This window comes from Bradyrhizobium sp. 155, from assembly GCF_023101105.1.
GTDB lineage: Bacteria > Pseudomonadota > Alphaproteobacteria > Rhizobiales > Xanthobacteraceae > Bradyrhizobium > Bradyrhizobium canariense_D.
Genome location: NZ_CP064704.1, coordinates 1,879,419 through 1,895,286, shown reverse-complemented (window position 1 = coordinate 1,895,286; position 15,868 = coordinate 1,879,419). Strand labels below are relative to the sequence as shown.

The 15,868-nt window shown below is 64.3% G+C and carries 15 protein-coding genes; 8 read left to right on the top strand and 7 right to left on the bottom strand.

The window, feature by feature from the left end; translation table 11 throughout:
- Nucleotides 1–17: 17 nt before the first annotated feature.
- Nucleotides 18–941 carry an ABC transporter ATP-binding protein gene (locus IVA93_RS09200; protein ID WP_018454267.1) on the top strand — a complete coding sequence of 308 codons (924 nt, stop codon included), beginning with the start codon at nt 18–20 and terminating at the stop codon, nt 939–941.
- On the top strand, nt 938–1,699 hold the full coding sequence (locus tag IVA93_RS09195) for an ABC transporter permease (RefSeq protein WP_018454266.1): 762 nt from the start codon (nt 938–940) through the stop codon (nt 1,697–1,699). Before IVA93_RS09200 ends, IVA93_RS09195 begins: the two co-directional genes overlap by 4 nt.
- A gap of 48 nt (nt 1,700–1,747) precedes the next feature.
- On the opposite strand, the gene IVA93_RS09190 is transcribed toward IVA93_RS09195, so the two are convergent.
- Complete coding sequence (locus IVA93_RS09190; RefSeq protein ID WP_026232701.1) at nt 1,748–2,071, bottom strand: hypothetical protein; 324 nt, start codon at nt 2,069–2,071, stop codon at nt 1,748–1,750.
- Nucleotides 2,072–2,376: 305 nt separating this feature from the next.
- Here IVA93_RS09190 and IVA93_RS09185 point away from each other — a divergent pair, with 305 nt between their 5' ends.
- The 3 genes from IVA93_RS09185 to IVA93_RS09175 are packed head-to-tail and all read left to right on the top strand — an operon-like array spanning nt 2,377 to nt 5,387.
- A complete protein-coding gene (locus IVA93_RS09185; RefSeq protein WP_085349071.1) occupies nt 2,377–3,183 on the top strand; it encodes a L,D-transpeptidase in 807 nt (268 codons plus the stop codon).
- A gap of 5 nt (nt 3,184–3,188) precedes the next feature.
- Nucleotides 3,189–3,662 (top strand): acyl carrier protein, encoded by a 474-nt coding sequence (locus tag IVA93_RS09180; RefSeq protein WP_245288381.1) that lies wholly within the window; start codon nt 3,189–3,191, stop codon nt 3,660–3,662.
- A 24-nt stretch (nt 3,663–3,686) separates the two neighbouring features.
- A complete protein-coding gene (locus tag IVA93_RS09175) occupies nt 3,687–5,387 on the top strand; it encodes a fatty acyl-AMP ligase (RefSeq protein ID WP_026232700.1) in 1,701 nt (566 codons plus the stop codon).
- Between the two features lie 6 nt (nt 5,388–5,393).
- Here the strand turns inward: IVA93_RS09175 and IVA93_RS09170 are convergent, their stop codons facing one another.
- The 3 genes from IVA93_RS09170 to IVA93_RS09160 are packed head-to-tail and all read right to left on the bottom strand — an operon-like array spanning nt 5,394 to nt 8,768.
- Nucleotides 5,394–6,356 carry a hypothetical protein gene (locus tag IVA93_RS09170; RefSeq protein WP_018454260.1) on the bottom strand — a complete coding sequence of 321 codons (963 nt, stop codon included), beginning with the start codon at nt 6,354–6,356 and terminating at the stop codon, nt 5,394–5,396.
- Nucleotides 6,357–6,381: 25 nt separating this feature from the next.
- Nucleotides 6,382–7,764 carry an MBOAT family O-acyltransferase gene (locus IVA93_RS09165; RefSeq protein ID WP_018454259.1) on the bottom strand — a complete coding sequence of 461 codons (1,383 nt, stop codon included), beginning with the start codon at nt 7,762–7,764 and terminating at the stop codon, nt 6,382–6,384.
- Nucleotides 7,765–7,808: 44 nt separating this feature from the next.
- A complete protein-coding gene (locus IVA93_RS09160; protein ID WP_245288380.1) occupies nt 7,809–8,768 on the bottom strand; it encodes an acyl-CoA desaturase in 960 nt (319 codons plus the stop codon).
- Nucleotides 8,769–8,988: 220 nt separating this feature from the next.
- Between IVA93_RS09160 and IVA93_RS09155 the strand changes: the two genes are divergently transcribed.
- The gene (locus IVA93_RS09155; RefSeq protein ID WP_247789749.1) at nt 8,989–9,936 is read left to right on the top strand and encodes a glycerophosphodiester phosphodiesterase; all 948 of its coding nucleotides are present in this window, start codon (nt 8,989–8,991) and stop codon (nt 9,934–9,936) included.
- A gap of 9 nt (nt 9,937–9,945) precedes the next feature.
- Here the strand turns inward: IVA93_RS09155 and IVA93_RS09150 are convergent, their stop codons facing one another.
- Nucleotides 9,946–12,225 (bottom strand): spermidine synthase, encoded by a 2,280-nt coding sequence (locus IVA93_RS09150; protein ID WP_018454256.1) that lies wholly within the window; start codon nt 12,223–12,225, stop codon nt 9,946–9,948.
- Between the two features lie 168 nt (nt 12,226–12,393).
- Between IVA93_RS09150 and IVA93_RS09145 the strand changes: the two genes are divergently transcribed.
- Nucleotides 12,394–14,004: a phytoene desaturase family protein gene (locus tag IVA93_RS09145; RefSeq protein ID WP_018454255.1), complete on the top strand. Its 1,611-nt coding sequence runs from the start codon at nt 12,394–12,396 to the stop codon at nt 14,002–14,004.
- 275 nt (nt 14,005–14,279) lie between these two features.
- Here the strand turns inward: IVA93_RS09145 and IVA93_RS09140 are convergent, their stop codons facing one another.
- A complete protein-coding gene (locus IVA93_RS09140) occupies nt 14,280–14,435 on the bottom strand; it encodes a Flp family type IVb pilin (protein ID WP_085395715.1) in 156 nt (51 codons plus the stop codon).
- 162 nt (nt 14,436–14,597) lie between these two features.
- Here IVA93_RS09140 and IVA93_RS09135 point away from each other — a divergent pair, with 162 nt between their 5' ends.
- Nucleotides 14,598–15,485 (top strand): 50S ribosomal protein L11 methyltransferase, encoded by an 888-nt coding sequence (locus IVA93_RS09135; RefSeq protein ID WP_018454253.1) that lies wholly within the window; start codon nt 14,598–14,600, stop codon nt 15,483–15,485.
- A 24-nt stretch (nt 15,486–15,509) separates the two neighbouring features.
- On the opposite strand, the gene IVA93_RS09130 is transcribed toward IVA93_RS09135, so the two are convergent.
- Complete coding sequence (locus IVA93_RS09130; protein ID WP_018454252.1) at nt 15,510–15,689, bottom strand: hypothetical protein; 180 nt, start codon at nt 15,687–15,689, stop codon at nt 15,510–15,512.
- Between the last annotated feature and the right edge of the window lie 179 nt (nt 15,690–15,868).

Sequence of the window (15,868 nt, the reverse complement as noted above, 5' to 3'; positions counted from 1 at the left end):
TCAGACTTGCGGCCATCATGTCCTCCATCATTTCCGTCGCCAATTTGTCGAAGACCTATGGGTCCGGCTTCAAGGCGCTCAAGAACGTCAATCTCGACATCACGCGCGGCGAAATCTTCGCCTTGCTCGGCCCCAACGGCGCCGGCAAGACCACGCTGATCTCGATCATCTGCGGCATTGCCAATCCGAGCGAAGGCAAGGTCCTCGTCGGCGGCGAGAACATCCAGACCTCCTATCGCAAGGCGCGCTCGCTGATCGGGCTGGTGCCGCAGGAATTGCACACCGATGCCTTCGAGAGCGTGTGGGCGACCGTGAGCTTCTCCCGCGGGCTGTTCGGCAAGCCGAAGAACCCCGATCATATCGAGAAGGTGCTGAAAGACCTCTCGCTGTGGGACAAGAAGGACAGCAAGATCATCACGCTCTCCGGCGGCATGAAGCGCCGCGTGATGATCGCCAAAGCGCTGTCGCACGAGCCGCAGATCCTGTTCCTGGACGAGCCGACCGCCGGGGTCGACGTCGAACTGCGCAAGGGCATGTGGGAGGTGGTGCGCACGCTCCAGCAATCCGGCGTCACCATCATCCTGACCACGCATTACATCGAGGAAGCCGAGGAGATGGCCGACCGCATCGGCGTCATCAACAAGGGCGAGATCGTGCTGATCGAGGACAAGGCCACCTTGATGCAGAAGCTCGGCAAGAAGCGGCTGACGCTGCATCTGCAAGGCAAGCTCGATGCGCTGCCGGAGAGCCTCAGGCATTACGAGCTCGACCTCTGCGACGGCGGCGCGACGCTGGTCTACGACTACGACACCAAGGGCGAGCGCACCGGCATCACCAGCCTGCTCGGCGATCTCCGTACAGCCGGCATCCGCTTCAACGATCTCGACACGACGCAATCGTCGCTCGAGGACATCTTCGTCGATCTCGTGAGGGCGTCATGAACTACCGCGCTGTCCGCGCCATCTACCTGTTCGAAATGGCGCGCACCTGGCGCACGCTGCTGCAAAGCATCGTCTCGCCGGTGGTCTCGACCTCGCTGTATTTCGTGGTGTTCGGCGCCGCGATCGGCTCGCGCATCAGTCAGGTCGAGGGCGTCAGCTACGGCACCTTCATCGTGCCGGGCCTGATCATGCTCTCGGTGCTGACGCAGAGCATCGCCAACGCCTCGTTCGGCATCTACTTCCCGAAATTCACCGGCACGATCTACGAGATCCTGTCGGCGCCGATCTCCTATTTCGAGATCGTGCTCGGCTATGTCGGCGCGGCCGCGACCAAATCGATCATCCTCGGCCTGATCATCCTCGCCACGGCTGGCCTGTTCGTGCCGCTGCACATCCATCATCCGGTCTGGATGCTGGCCTTCCTTGTGCTGACGGCGGTGACGTTCAGCCTGTTCGGCTTCATCATCGGCATCTGGGCCGACGGATTCGAAAAGCTGCAGATGATCCCGATGCTGGTGGTGACGCCGTTGACCTTCCTCGGCGGCAGCTTCTATTCCATCGACATGCTGCCGCCCGCCTGGCGCACGGTGGCGCTGCTCAATCCGGTCGTCTATCTGATCTCCGGCTTCCGCTGGAGCTTCTACGAGATCGCGGACGTCAGCATGGCCGTCAGCATCGGCATGACAACGGCGTTCCTGGTGATCTGCCTGGTCGTGATCTGGTGGATTTTCCGCACGGGATATCGGTTGAAGAACTGATCCGGCCGTCATTCCGGGGGGCACGCGCGCGCCCCGGAATCGCAAGCTCTACCGATAGCAGTGGAAGCGGTTGTATCCGTCGTAATAGCCGCGACACCGACGGTGGCCGCGATGGGGAATGCCGAACACCCCCTCGATCGCGCCGACGGCACCGCCGACACCGGCGCCGACCGCGCCCCCAACCACGCCGCCGACGGGGCCGGCGATCCGGTTGCCTTCATAAGAACCTTCCTGGGCGCCCCGAACGATGCCTTGGGCATGGCCAGGCTGGGGGACGCAGGACAGCGCGGCCAGAACGGCGGCGCCAGCGAAGAGCACACGGAAAGGCAGACCAGCCGGCCGAGAAGCGGCGGCGACGCAGACTTTGTTCATCTTCATTCCCAAAGGTAAAACCGGCCGCGGAAGCGGCCGGTCGAGGCAGCGATCGTCAACGCCGATGCGGCCAAATGGTTGCGCCCCGGATGGTTGCACCATTGTGATGAATTGTCGGCGTTGTGAACGCATCTCCCGCTCGCGAAAATGTCAGCGCTGCCGCTCGCTTTGCGGCACAAAGCGGCCTTGCTTACGCCGGGCGTCCCGTTAACGATGGCAATAAGGTTTGCTTTGCAGGCCGCTGGAACGAAAGCGCGATTGCAGGCATAATGCACGCCGGGGGACGGAGAGCCGCGGCGCCTAGTATGAACAGGCCGGAGGCCACGAGTCAGATGCGTTCGTTTTTTATTGCTTTCACCTCCCTGATGCTTTTGAGCGCGGGCGCCGCGCAGGCCAAGGTCGACATCACCGTCGACAAGGACAATCAGCAGATGACCGTCGCCGTCGACGGCGTCGCGCGCTACCACTGGCCGGTGTCGACAGGCATCCCCTCGCGGGAGACGCCGAACGGCGCGTTCCGCGCCTTCCGCATGGAAGAGGATCACTATTCCAAGGAATTCGACGACGCGCCGATGCCGCACGCGATCTTCTTCACCAAGGTCGGGCACGCCATCCACGGCACCGACTCGGTCGGCCGGCTCGGCACGCCCGCCTCGCATGGCTGCGTGCGGCTGTCGCGCCAGAATGCCACCACGCTCTACGCGCTGGTGCAGCAGCAGGGCGTGCTCAACACCACGGTAACGCTGACCGGCTCGGCGCAGGTGGCGCTCGCCCGCAATCCGCGTGGCCGCAATCCCACGGCAGTGGCCCGCGCGCCGCAGCCCGCCGAAGAGCAGTACGCCACATCAGGCGATCCCGTGAACCTGACGCCTCAGGCCGCACCTGCCCGCCGCTACATGCCGCAAGACGACAACTACATCTATCCGGCCGACGGCAGCGACACCGGCGCGCGCTACCCCGCGCCGCGCGGCAGCCGCCCGCTCTATGACGCGCAGGTCTATCAGCCGCAGCCGCAGCAATACTACAATCAGGGCTACGGCCAGCAGGGCACCTACTATCAGCCGCAGCCCCGGCAGGTTTACCAACCGCGTGGCTATTACTACCAGAACTGACCTACTTGAACGCGGCGTTGCCGCGCCAGCGAATCAGGAAGCCGCTGCCGCGACGGGCGCTTGCCGCAATCGACCGCAGGAAATGGCGCCAGCCCGTGCACGGATTGGGCACCGGCCGACGCAAGGAAGCAACAGTCCACAACCTTCAACGCGGCGGCGTTCCGACCAAATTGACAACCAGGGGGTCGCCCCTATTGTCGTTCCCATTGTTTCTGGGACATGACATGACACGCGAGCAGATTTCGGATTTCTGCGTTACCGCCCTGGCAAATATCCTGCGAATTTCGAGCGACCGCGTCGATATCGGCACGAAATTCAGCCGCCTGGGCCTCGATTCGGCGATGCTGGTCTACCTGATGATGGAACTCGAGGAGAAGCTCGACCTCGAGCTGTCGACGGACGACTTCTACGACCATCCGACCGTTGAGGCGTTGTCGCGGTTTCTCGCCGACAAGCGCGCAATCCGCCCCGCCGCCTGAGGGCGGTTGAAGTCGGCGCAACCCATGGAAACCTTCCGCTCGCTCGTGGCATTGCTGGCCCGGCGTGCGGCGGAGCAGGCCGACGACCGCGCCTATGTCTTCGTCTCCGATCGCGGGACGGAGGACGCTGTCCTCAGCTTTCGACAGCTGCACGATGCCGCGGGCGCGCTCGCGTCGCGACTGACCGTGGCCGCGCGTCCCGGCGATCGCGCCATCCTGGTGTTTCCGCCCGGCATCGAATTCATGGTGGCGTTCTTCGGCTGTCTGATGGCCGGCATCATCGCCGTGCCGATGATGATGCCGCGGCGAAACGGCGCGCGCGATGCCAGCGCCCCGATCCTCGCCAATTGCACGCCGGCGGTGGCGCTGACCAATTCGGCCGTCGCGCTCCGCGGTGATTTGCGGGCACGCTTCGCGCATGAGCACATTCGCTGGATCGAGGTCGATCTCGCCGCGGCCGAAGGTGAGACAATCGAACTACCCGAGCCGGCGCCGGACGACATCGCCTTCCTGCAATACACCTCCGGCTCGACGTCCGCGCCCAAAGGCGTAATGGTGAGCCACGCCAATCTGCTCGCCAATCTCGAGATGATCCGGCTCGCGCTCGGCAACAGCCGGCAATCGACTTACGTCAATTGGGTGCCGCTCTATCACGACATGGGGCTGATCCTGAACGCGCTGCAAGCGCTCTATGTCGGCGCGACCTGCGTACTGATGGCGCCGAACGCGTTCATGCAGCGGCCGCTCGGCTGGCTGCGCGCGATCGCGCGTTATCGCGCGGAAGTGGCATGCAGCCCGAACTTCGGCTTCGATTTCTGCGTCAGCCGCTATCGCGCCGACCAGATGGAAGGCATCGAGCTGTCCTCGCTCAGGATCGCACTGAACGGCGCAGAACCGGTGCATGCGGAAACCATCGAGCGGTTCATCCAGACATTTGCGCCCCACGGCTTCGATCCGCGCGCAATGTATCCCGCCTACGGAATGGCGGAAGCGACGCTTCTGATTTCCGGCGGACGCCGTGGCGGCGGTCATGTCACACGCAGCGTGAGCCGCACGGCGCTGCAGGCGCATGCGGCGCAGGCGCCTTCCGACGCCGAAGATACACAGGTCGCCGTCGGCTGCGGGCGCCCGCTCACCGGCGAACGGATCGCCATCGTGGACGCGGACAACCGCACGCGGCTGCCCGCGGACCGCGTCGGTGAGATATGGGTGAGTGGGGCCAATATTGCCCGCGCCTATTGGCGCAACGACGAGGCGACGCGCGAGGGGCTCAATGCGCAGATTGCCGGCGAAGACGGAGCGTGGCTGCGCACCGGCGACCTCGGCTTCATCGACGTCACAGGCGAATTGTTCGTCACGGGACGGATCAAGGACCTCATCATCATCCGTGGCATCAACCATTATCCGCAGGACGTGGAGCGCACGGTGCAATCGCTCAATGGAGCTTTGCGCGAAAACTGCGGCGCGGCGTTCTCGGTGCCGGACGAGACCGGCGAAGAAATGCTCGTCATCGTCCAGGAAATCGAGCGCACCGCGCGCCACTCGATCGACACCGAAGCGATCAAGGGCCGAATTCGCGAGGCCGTCGCCGACAACCACGAACTCTCCGCGCGTCACATCGCGCTGATCCGGCCCGGCACGCTGCCGAAGACCACCAGCGGCAAGATCCAGCGCAAGCTGGCACGCAAGCTCTGGCTCGATGGCGGGTTCGAACAGCTCGGCTGAGACGATTCAGAAATCGATCTTCGCGCTCTCCCCATCGCGCAGGCTCGCATCGATCCCCTGCTCGATCTTGCGCGCGAGAATTGGGCGATAATGGATGAAGTCGGCAAAATTGGCGCGGTCGCGCGTGAGATCGTTGTCGACGCGATAGCTGATGAAATTGCTGCGCGGTCGGCCCGCGACCACTTTCTTCAGCGCGGCATCGCAGGCGCTGCGCTCCAAGGCGGCTTCCGTACCGGGCTTCGGCACGGTGGTCGCCAAGGTCGGCGGCACGATGATGACGACGGGCACATCGGCCGGCAATGCCCTGACGATATCTGCCAGCGCAGCGATCTCGGGAAATGTCGCCCGCATCTCGGCAGACGAGGCCGGCGCCGGATCCCTGGGCCAGCCGACTTCTTTGAATTGGCCCGGCGGCCAGATGTCCTCGTAGCTGACAAAGCCGTCGGGGTTCATCCTTGGTCGCCGGCCAAGGCCGATGCTGATGCGTTGAAAGGCGTGCTCGATGGCCTGCCAGGAGATCAGGCGTGCAGCGTAAGTGACGACGGTTCTGTCATAGAGCCAGTCGGGGAATGGGACGCCGCCCTCCTCCTTCGCCCGTGCATGCGTGCACCAGCCAGGGTCAGTCACGATCACCAGTGCGCCGACCTCCCGGTGATTCCGCAGGAAGAAGTCCAGCACCGCGAGTTCCTGGCGGGGGAACGCACCGGTCATGTAGAGCTGCACGAATCGCAGGCCGGTTGCGCGCGACAATTCCGCCGGCTCGATCATCTGCGCCGTCGAATTACCCAGGATCGCGGCATTGAAATCCGGATCCCGCGCGCGGCTCGCGGCCGTGATTTTGGTCAGACGATTATCGACGCCGTCGATGCCAAGCAGGCCGAGCTTGCCGCTGTCATAGGGATCGACCGCCACCATCAATGCGAGCACCAGCAGCGCAGCCCCGATCAGCGTGCCCAGACACGCCAGCAAGCTCCGGCCCCAGCCGGGATCGGTCTCAGAACTTGAAGTAGACGAACTCATGGAGATCCCGACCACCCATGTGAAGCAGCAATGCGAATAGCCCAAGACCGAGCAGACCCGCGAGCCACGGATTGGGACGGCGCGTGAGCACCGCCACGATGTCCTGGCTCGCCGGCAGCAGGAAGGCGAACAGCGGCGCTGCGATTAGCGGCCACAAATGCTTTCCGCGCTCGAGCGGGAGCGGCGAAGCCAATCCGGCGAAGACATGCCAGGCCGCCTCCACCGATCCCGCACGAAAGATCACGCCGGTCGCGAGCACGAACAGCACGGTAAGCGCCCAGCCGAGCCATGACGGGAACTCCGGGCCATAGCGACGCCACAGCGTGCAGGCGACCAGCGCAAGCCCGTGCAGCACGCCCCACAGCACGAAGGTCCAGCTCGCGCCGTGCCAGAGGCCACACAGCGCCATCGTGATCATCATCGCGCCGAAAAACTGCACCGGCAGCCAGCGCCGCGGCAGCAGGCGCAGATTGACCAGCGGATAAAACACGTAATCGCGCAGGAACAGCATCAGGGTGATGTGCCAGCGCTGCCAGAAATCCTGGATGTTGGTCGAGCGCAGCGGCGCATCGAAATTGTACGGCAGCTGCACGCCGAACAGCAGGCCGAGGCCGATCGCGACGTCGGAATAGCCGGAGAAATCGAACAGGATCTGGAAGGAGAAGCAGAAGGCGAGCCAGGCGTCACCGCCCGCGAGCGGCCCGTTCGCGGCCTGCGCGTAGATGGGATCGAGCAGATGCGCGAGGCCGTCGGCGATCACGATTTTCTCGAACAGGCCGATCGCGATGAAGCAGGTGGCGATGCAGAACTGACGCTGCCAGCCCGGAACGTAGACCTGCCTGCCGAACTGATGCATCACCTCCGACCAGCGCGCCAGGGGGCCGGCGATCGCCTGCGGGAAGAAGGCGATGTAGAGCGCATAGCGGTCGAACGCATAGAGCGGCGCCCTGCCGCGCTTCAGGTCGACCAGATACATGATGTGATGGAAGGTGAAGAAGGAGATGCCGAGCGGCAGCCCGACGTCGAGCACCGGCAGCGTCGTACCGAGCACGAGACCCAGATTAGCGAGAACGAAGTTGGCGTATTTGAACAGGGCCAGCACCGCGAGATCGAGCCCGATCACCAGCGTCAGCAGCACCGGCCATTTCACGCGCCCATAGGCAACCGAGGCGAGCCAGTTGATCGCGATCGAGCCGATCAGGAGCAGGATGAAGGACGGACTACCCCAGGCATAGAAGGCGAGCGACAGCGCGACCTGCACGCCGATGCGCAAGCCCGGATAGGGGTCGGCCAAGCGATAGATCAGCAGCGCCGCGGGCAGGAAGACCAGGAGAAAGGGATAGTCGTTGAACAGCATCGGTTCACAGCCGCGCCATCGCCGGCGTGAGCCGGCGATGATGCTCAGCCCGTTTCGAGGTCGGGCGCAGCGTCACCCGGCTGCCGCAGCATGCGTCGCGCAATCTTCTCCTCGCTCGGCACCTTGACGTCCCAGGCCAGTCCCAGCGCTTCCAGCGCCCTGATGAAGACAAAGCCCGGATCGAACTCGAACCAGCGCAAGCCGAAGGCCGCGGAATAGGGAAAGGCGTGGTGGTTGTTGTGCCAGCCCTCGCCCCAGGCAAGCCAGGCCACCACGCCGAGATTGCGGCTGTTGTCGTCGCGGGTGACGAACGGCTGCGCGCCAAAGCTATGCATGACGGAGTTGATGGCGGACATGGTCTGCTCGACCACGAACATGCGCACCACGCCGCCCCAGAGCAAGCCGGTCAGCGCGCCCCACGGGCTCATCGTGGCGAGGCCGCCGATCGCGGCCGGCAGCACCAGGCCGAGACCGACCCAACTGTAATAGTAGCTGTTGACTGCAACCAGCCTGCGATCCGCCATCAGGTCCGGGACATAGTGCGCAACATTGGGATAATCGTGCTCGATCATCCAGGTCAAATGCGCGTGCAGGAAGCCGCGCAGGCGGCCGAATGGGCCCTTGCCGTGCAGCCGCGGCGAATGCAGATCGCCGTCGTGATCGGACAATTCGTGGTGCCGGCGGTGCATTGCCGCCCAGGACAGCATGGCACCGCGGCCGGCCATCGATCCCATCACGACCAGGATCGCACTCATCGCCGTGGAGGTCGCGAAGGCGCGGTGGGTGAAGAGCCGGTGATAGCCGACGGTAAGGCCGAGGCCGGTGACCAGCCAGAAGCCGACGAACAGGCCAAGCTCCATCGCGCCGATCGGGCGGTAGAACAGAAGGACCAGCGCCAGCAGCGTACCGACGAAGGGCAAAACGTCGAAGATCATGAAATGCCGGCGCTGCATCCGGCGAAAATGCCGGCTGCGGATAATTCGATGATCGCGTTGCTGCTGCACGGGCGGGATTCCAGGGCACCGACTATGAGTACATACCCCCGCGGCGGGCGCAACCCAAGCCACCGCCCAAGGTTTCAACAGCCAGGAAAGCCTATACAATAGGACGGACGCGCCAAACGCGTTGAAATATCGCCCCTTTCCCCTTGCCCCATGAGCCACCATGCCGTCACGTGCTGCGACGATCTTGACCGTACTGTCACTTCTCATTGCGGGACCGGCCATGGGATTCGATTCGGCATTTGATTCGGCTTTCGACCTCGAGGCCCATCGCGGCGGGCGGGCACTGCTGCCGGAAAACACGCTTCCGGCCTTCGCCAACGCGCTGTCGATCGGCGTGGACACGCTGGAGCTCGATGTCGGCATCACCGCCGACGGCGAAGTCGTCGTCTCGCATGAGCGCGGGCTCAATCCTGATATCACGCGGGATGCGAGCGGCGCCTACGTCACGCCTCCCGGCACGCCCTTCGTGAAACTGCGGCTCGCCGACGTCAGGACCTATGACGTCGGCCAGATCCGGCCAGACAGCCCTTACGCGAAGCAATTCCCCGACCAGCGCGCCATGCCCGGGACCCGTATTCCGACCTTGAGCGAGCTGTTCGCGCTGGTGCGGCAATCCGGCAATACGCGCGTGCGCTTCAACATCGAGACCAAGATCGATCCGAACCATCCGGACGAGACGCTCGATCCGCAATCTTTCGTCACCAAACTGCTCGGCGTGATCGAAGCCGAGAAATTCTCCGACCGCGTCATGATCCAGTCGTTCGACTGGCGGACCCTGCTGCTCGTCCAGCAGCGGGCACCAAAGATGCCGACGGTGTACCTGACGCTCCAGCGCGGCTCGGGCCAGACGGTGGCGCTGGACAAGGCGACCAATTGGACGGCGGGCTTCAGCCCGGCCGATCACGGCGGGTCGCTGCCGGGGACCATCAAGGCGGCGGGCGGCGCGGTCTGGTCACCCTATTTCGGCGATGTGACCGCGGCACTGATCGCCGAGGCCCATGCGCTCGGGCTGCGTGTCGTGGTCTGGACGGTCAACAAACCCGAAGACATGGCGCGCATGATCGAGATCGGCGTCGACGGGATCATCTCCGACAGGCCCGATTTGTTGCGGCAGGTCGCTGGCGAGAAGGCAATCGCGTTGCCCGCGGGGACGCCGGTGGAGCCGTAGAAGCGGGCCCTACTCCCCGTCCCGCAAGCGCCGGTACAGCGCGCCCAAAATGTTGGAGTAATCGTCGGTCCAGACCCGCACCCGGTCGTCGGCTTCGGTCTGCTCCCATGTTTTCGACGATGCGAGCCTGCCGACGTCGGCATCCTCGCGGGCGGAGATGACGACGTCGGTCGAGAAGATGTAGTCACCATCGCGCCCGGAATCCTCGTTGTAGACCCAGCTCTTGAGATCGTTGGCATCGGCGATACCGACCACGACCGTCTCGAGATCGAGGTGGCGGTTGGAGACGTGCATCACCACGGCGCCGTGCGGAGCGAGCTTGTCCTTGTAGATCTTCATCGCCTCTTCGGTCGCAAGATGGATCGGGATCGCATCCGACGAATAGGCATCGACGATGATGAGATCATAGGCACCGTCCGGCTCCTTCGCGAAGGTGAGGCGGGCATCGCCGATCACCGGCTTCAGGCCCGGCATGCAGCTCGAGATGTAGCGGAAATTCTTCGGATCGCTTGCCGCGTCGACCATGGACTGATCGATCTCGAAGAATGTCCAGCTCTCGCCGGGCTCGGCGGCGCAGGCGAGCGTGCCCGATCCGACGCCGATCGCCGCGACCTTCAGCGGCGCGCCCTTGCGCTCGCGCATCGCGGTCACGGCCTGACCGATGCCGCCGTCCTTGTGATAGTAGGTGATCGGCTCCGGCCGGCCGGTGACCGGCGTGCCGTCATTGTTGAGGAAGCGCTCGGCGCCGTGAATCGTGGTGCCGTGCATCAGCACGTGGAAATAGCCGCCGGGCGTCACCACGATCTTGTGCACGCCGAAGAAGCTGCGCACCGTGGTGACGCGGCCTTCGTCCGCCGGATAAACCCGGATCAACGCCAGCGCGAGCGCGACGGTGGCGAATATCTTCCAGCGGCCGGCGTTGACCGCCAGCGCCAGCAGCGCGGCGAGCACGCCGACGCCGCCGGCCATCCAGACCCGGTGATCCTCGAACCAGGTCGATAGCCCGCCCGTCGTGGTGGACGGCACAACGAGCACGACGGCGAGCGCGGCAAGCGCCAGCCAGTACCATTTGACGATGCCCGCCAGCCGCTCGTTCGCGGGCGGCCGGCACAGCGCGGCAAGCGCAACCAGGATCGGATATTCGGCGATCCAGGAGAATGTGAACGGCGCAAGGAGCCCTGCGAACAGGCCGCCGACCATGCCGCCGAACGATAGCGCGACATAGAATCCGGTGAGATATTTGGCGGCCGGCCGGGTTCGCGCCAATTCGCCGTGGCAGGCCATCGCGATGACGAAGAAGCACAATTGATGACCGCCGAGCGTCAGCAGCAGGTTCTGTTCGCCGCCGAACGCCAGCAGGAAGACGACGCCCGCGATCGCGACCGGCTGGAGCATCAGCATCCATTTGTGCGGCAGTAACGGCCGCGACTGGAACACCACCACCCAGGTCAGGAGATACAGCGACAGCGGCAGCACCCACAGCAGCGGCGCTGCCGCAACATCGGTCGAGATGTGCGCGGTGACGGCGATGAGCAGGCCGGACGGCACTCCGGCGAGGAATATCCAGCGCAGCCGCGTCATGAGACCGGGCGCCGGCGCATTCAAATCCTCGGTTCGCGCATCGACCATGGCCAGTTTCGGCGAGCGCAACAGCAGCACGCCGCAGGCGGCGATCAGGACGATCAGAATGCCGTAACCGCCGGTCCAGAGCCGGTTCTGCGTGTGCAGCGTGAACATCGGCTCCAGCAGGAACGGATAGGACAGCAGGGCGAGGAAGCTGCCGATGTTGGAGGACGCATAGAGGAAATAGGGATCGTGTCCGGCAGGATGCCCGGTGCGGACGAACCAGGCCTGCAGCAACGGATTGTTGGCGGCAAGCGCGAAGAACGGCAGCCCGATCGAGATCACGAACAGACCGAGCAGCCAGATCGCGTAGCCCGAAGCGGGCGGATCGCCATAGGCCGAGGCGATGCCGAGCGGCAACGTGACGAACGCCGTGATCAGCAGCAGGAGATGCACCACCACCGGAACGATGCGGTTCCTCACCTGCATCAACAAATGCGCATAGGCGTAGCCCGCCAGCAGCAGCGACTGGAAGAACACCATCGCCACCGACCACACCGCCGGCGAGCCGCCGAGCCGCGGCAGGACCATTTTCGTGAACAGCGGCTGCACCGAGAACAGCAACAGCGCGCTGACGAAGATCGCGGCGGTGTAGACCGTCAGCAGCAGCCGGTTGCGTGACGAGGACGGCTGCTCCGTGGCGGCGGGTTGCACGATCGAATCCATGGAAGCTCCAGCCCCGGCGGGCGCCGGGCGCGCGCAATGGAGCACAAGGCGCCTGAACGGGCAATAAAGGGTCTCGTGATGTTGCAGCGGGGAATGCTTGATATACAGATGTCCCGAGCCCGGTCGTTCAGACCATCCCGGAATGGGCGTGGAACAGCTGACCCCTTCATGATCGAAACCGACGTCATCATCATCGGCGCTGGCCATAACGGCCTCACCTGCGCGGCCTATCTCGCGATGGCCGGCTTGCGCGTGCGCGTGGTCGAGCGCCGCAAGGTGGTCGGCGGGGCCGCGGTCACGGAGGAATTTCATCCCGGCTTCCGCAATTCGGTCGCGGCCTACACCGTGAGCCTGCTCAATCCGCTGGTGATCCGTGACTTGAAGCTGGCCGAACAGGGCCTGCGCATCGTCGAACGGCGCGCGCAGAATTTTCTGCCCGCCCCCGACGGCAGCTATCTTCTCACCGGCGAGGGGCGGACGCAGGCGTCCGTCGCCCGGCTGAGCCCGCATGACGCAAATGCACTCGACGGGTTTTCGCGCGAACTGGAAGATATCGCCGACGTGCTTCGGCAATTCGTGCTGCGCGCGCCGCCAAACCTGCTCGATGGTTTCGGCACGGCCTCGATCCGCGAAGCCGTGAACGCATTCCAGAGCGCCAACATCCTGCGCGGGCTGTCGCTGGAGCAGAGCCGCAGCCTGCTCGATCTCTTCACCCGCTCGGCCGGCGAGATGCTGGACGAACGTTTCGAGCATGATCTGGTCAAGGCGCTGTTCGGCTTCGATGCCATCGTCGGCAATTATGCCAGCCCCTACGCCGCGGGCTCGGCCTATGTGATGCTGCATCACGCCTTCGGCGAGGTGAACGGCAAGAAGGGCGTCTGGGGTCACGCCATCGGCGGCATGGGTGCGATCACGCAGGCCATGGCGCGCGCCGCACGCGACCGCGGCGTTGTGATCGACACCGATGCAGGCGTGCGCGAGGTCATCGTCGAGCGCGATCGCGCGGTCGGCGTGGCGCTGGAGAACGGTACGACCATCCGCGCGAAATATGTCGCAGCCAACGTCAATCCGAAACTGCTCTACACGCGGCTGGTCGCCGCCGATGCGCTTCCCCAAGACTTCCTCGCCCGCATCCGGCACTGGAAGAACGGCTCCGGCACCTTCCGCATGAACGTGGCGCTGGACCGCCTGCCCTCCTTCACGGCGCTGCCGGGCGACGGCGATCATCTCACCTCCGGCATTATCCTGGCCCCTGATCTCGGCTACATGGAGCGCGCCTTTTTCGATGCCCGCGCGCACGGCTGGAGCCGGGAGCCGGTCGTGGAAATGCTGATCCCCTCGACGCTCGACGACACGCTCGCGCCCGCAGGACACCACGTCGCAAGCCTGTTCTGCCAGCACGTCGCGCCGGAGCTTCCCGATGGGAAGTCGTGGGACGACCATCGCGACGAGGTTGCCGACCTCATGATCGCGACGGTGGACAAATACGCGCCGGGTTTTGCGACAAGCGTGCTCGGCCGCCAGATCCTGTCACCGCTCGACCTCGAACGGCAGTTCGGCCTGCTCGGCGGCGACATCTTCCACGGCGCGCTGACGCTGAACCAGCTGTTTTCGGCGCGGCCGATGCTGGGCCACGCCGATTATCGCGGGCCCGTGAAGGGCCTCTATCATTGCGGCTCCGGCGCCCACCCCGGCGGCGGCGTCACCGGCGCGCCTGGCCACAACGCCGCCCAGGCAATCCTGAGGGATCACCGGTCGTTGTTCGGAAGCCGTGGATAAGCCTGTGGATGGGCTGTGGACAGACTGTTGGCAAAGCTGTGAAAGGGCGGTGGGTTATGCCCCTTCAAAGCCTGCTACAAATCGGTGGAAAATCCGGGAATGAGCGGCGGGATAATCCGTGGACAAAGTCCGGACAAACCAGCGGGTAGCCTGTGGGCATTCTGTGAAAACCTCTCCCCAAAACGACTTCGCCCGCCAGGGGGCAATTCCCCCGGCGGGCGCGGCTCGAAAGCAGTCGTATGGAGAATTGCCCCGCCGGGAATGGGAGGCGGAAATTACTTTAAGGAGCTGCTAATCGAAGTGAACTTGTCGTTCATGGTGGTGCCCAGTCCGTTCACGACGGTGATGATCGCCAGCGCGATGCCGGCTGCGATCAGGCCGTACTCGATTGCGGTTGCACCTGAATCGTCGGTCCAGAATTTCAAAATCATGCGCTTCAAGTCTCGCCTCCTTTTCCATTTCAAGCTGTGTGGGTTGCCCAACACCCGCAATTCTACGTGGCACAACCTGCGGTCGGGTTAACCTCATAAATGCAAGTTATTAGAAAAATCGGGAACAAAAGTTCCAAAAATTGAACCGGACGGAACCCTGAGATGCAGCCTGCCCCCACCCATCGCGCCAATTTTTCGATCGGCAGCGAGATCGCCGCAAGGCGCATTGTCGACGTCCTCACCGAAATGTTCTTCGAGGATGATGCGGCGGTCGCCGCCTTCGAGCAGCCGAACGGACAGTGGGACGTCGCGCTGCATTTCGCCCACGCGCCGGACCGGGCGTGGCTGCGCGAACTCGTTGCAACATCAGCAGGAAATGAGATCGCGGACACGCTGGCCTTCGACACCGTCGAAGCCAGGGACTGGGTCAAGTCGAGCCTGGAAGATCTCGTCCCGGTGCCGGCCGGGCGCTTCGTCGTCCACGGCAGCCATGACCGCGACCGCGTGGCCCCGAACAAGCTCGCCATCGAGATCGAGGCGGCTCTCGCCTTCGGCACTGGCCATCACGGCACCACACGCGGCTGTTTACTCCTGCTTGACCATGTCCTGAAACGCACCCGGCCGGACCGCGTGCTCGACCTCGGTACCGGGACCGGCGTGCTCGGGATAGCGGCGGCGAAAGCGCTGCATCGCGCGGTGCTGGCCTCCGACATCGACCCGGCCTCGGTCAAGGTGGCAGCCGAGAACGCCGTGTTGAACGAGGTCGGTCACCATGTGCGAGTGATCCGCGCCATCGGCTTCGCGGCGGCTGATTTCGGCAGACGCGGCCCGTTCGACCTAGTGCTGGCCAACATCCTTGCCAATCCGTTACGGCAATTGGCGGGCCCGATGACGCGCCACCTCGCCCCTGGCGGGCGCGTCATCCTCTCCGGCCTGTTGACGCCCCAGGTCCCCGCCGTGATCGCCGCCTACCGCGCGCGCGGCCTCGTGCCTCTGAAGCACATGCGAATCCAGGGATGGAGCAGCCTGTTGCTGCGGAAGATGGGGTGAGTACGGCTGCTGCCGTAGATGCCGCTACTTTGCCGTCTCTTCGTCCCGGCGCATCGCGCGCTCGGCCTGCGAGGCGCGCCTCGCGCGGCGTTCGGCGAAACGGTCGATCATCTGGCTGATCAGGCCGCGCGGTTTCTTCGGTGTTGCCGCAGCCGGGGCGCGGCGCACCGGCGGCGTAATCTTTTCAAACGTGAACGCTGGCATCGAGTGTCCCCTCGTCGTTGAGATGAACAACTTGCTCGAATTTCCCTGTCATCTGGACGAAGCGCAACTGCCGCATCCTGTACTCCACTCAATTCGAATGGAACTTGTTCAAGCACAGTCCATGCCAGATGCGACCTCAAATGCGTCTACATTGCGGACTGATCCGCATGATCCTAAAG

Coding starts and splice junctions, on each gene's coding strand:
- IVA93_RS09190 (WP_026232701.1), bottom strand. CDS start 2,071: ATGAACAAAGTCTGCGTCGCCGCCGCTTCTCGGCCGGCTGGTCTGCCT.
- IVA93_RS09185 (WP_085349071.1), top strand. CDS start 2,377: ATGAACAGGCCGGAGGCCACGAGTCAGATGCGTTCGTTTTTTATTGCT.
- IVA93_RS09195 (WP_018454266.1), top strand. CDS start 938: ATGAACTACCGCGCTGTCCGCGCCATCTACCTGTTCGAAATGGCGCGC.
- IVA93_RS09140 (WP_085395715.1), bottom strand. CDS start 14,435: ATGATTTTGAAATTCTGGACCGACGATTCAGGTGCAACCGCAATCGAG.
- IVA93_RS09135 (WP_018454253.1), top strand. CDS start 14,598: ATGCAGCCTGCCCCCACCCATCGCGCCAATTTTTCGATCGGCAGCGAG.
- IVA93_RS09165 (WP_018454259.1), bottom strand. CDS start 7,764: ATGCTGTTCAACGACTATCCCTTTCTCCTGGTCTTCCTGCCCGCGGCG.
- IVA93_RS09200 (WP_018454267.1), top strand. CDS start 18: ATGTCCTCCATCATTTCCGTCGCCAATTTGTCGAAGACCTATGGGTCC.
- IVA93_RS09130 (WP_018454252.1), bottom strand. CDS start 15,689: ATGCCAGCGTTCACGTTTGAAAAGATTACGCCGCCGGTGCGCCGCGCC.
- IVA93_RS09145 (WP_018454255.1), top strand. CDS start 12,394: ATGATCGAAACCGACGTCATCATCATCGGCGCTGGCCATAACGGCCTC.
- IVA93_RS09150 (WP_018454256.1), bottom strand. CDS start 12,225: ATGGATTCGATCGTGCAACCCGCCGCCACGGAGCAGCCGTCCTCGTCA.
- IVA93_RS09155 (WP_247789749.1), top strand. CDS start 8,989: ATGGGATTCGATTCGGCATTTGATTCGGCTTTCGACCTCGAGGCCCAT.
- IVA93_RS09175 (WP_026232700.1), top strand. CDS start 3,687: ATGGAAACCTTCCGCTCGCTCGTGGCATTGCTGGCCCGGCGTGCGGCG.